Below are 691 nucleotides of genomic sequence, written 5' to 3'. Positions count from 1 at the left end.
GGGTCGGACGAGCGGGGGTCGCCGCCGCGCGGGCCGGGGTCGGCGGGCATGTCGTAGCCGCCCTGCCGGCCGCCCAGCGGGTCGGCGCCGTAGTCGCCGTAGGACGGCTCGGGAGAGCCGTACTGGGGCTGCTCGGAGTACCCCTGGTCCTGCCCGTGGCCGTACTGGTCCTGGCCGCCGTAGGGCGTGTCGCCGGGCCCGTAGTCGGCCGCGCCGTACGCGGGCTGGGGCTCCTGGCCGCCGTAGACCTGCTGGTCGGGCGCGCCGGGGCCGCCGTACGGCGGCTGCCCGCCGGGCATGCCCGGGCCGCCGGGACCCGCGAGGTCGGCGGGGATGGGGTCGAGCGCCGTCGAGCCGGGGTCGTGCCCGGCGAACGGGGAGCCGCCCTGGAAGCCGCCCGGTGCCGGCATCTGCTGCGGACCGGTCCCGCCGCCCTGCGCGCCCATGCCGGCGAGCCCGGAGGCCTCGACGCCCGTCGGGACGGGCTGGGTCAGGCTCGGCTGCGTGAGGCCCGGCTGCTCGGGCGGCGGCTGGTCCGGGGGCCCCTGCGCGTTCAGCGGGTCGGCGGCGAAGTCGGCGTCCGAGCGCTCGTCGTCGTGCTGCCACGGGAACCTGGGCTTGTCGAAGGTGATCGTCGCCCAGTAGTCGTCGTCCTCCATCTCGTCCGACGCCTGCCCGCTCGGGGCGGGGG

1 pseudogene is annotated in these 691 nt (G+C 78.6%); it reads right to left on the bottom strand.

The annotated features are described in order from the left end of the window. Positions 1 to 691 (bottom strand): annotated as a pseudogene (locus E1266_RS38665) (hypothetical protein); the annotation flags it as partial.

The sequence above is a fragment of the Actinomadura sp. 7K534 genome, assembly GCF_004348575.1.
In the GTDB taxonomy this organism is placed as follows: Bacteria; Actinomycetota; Actinomycetes; order Streptosporangiales; family Streptosporangiaceae; genus Spirillospora; species Spirillospora livida.
The sequence above is the reverse complement of the archived record's forward strand: the minus strand, read 5'-3'. Positions and strand labels throughout refer to the sequence as shown.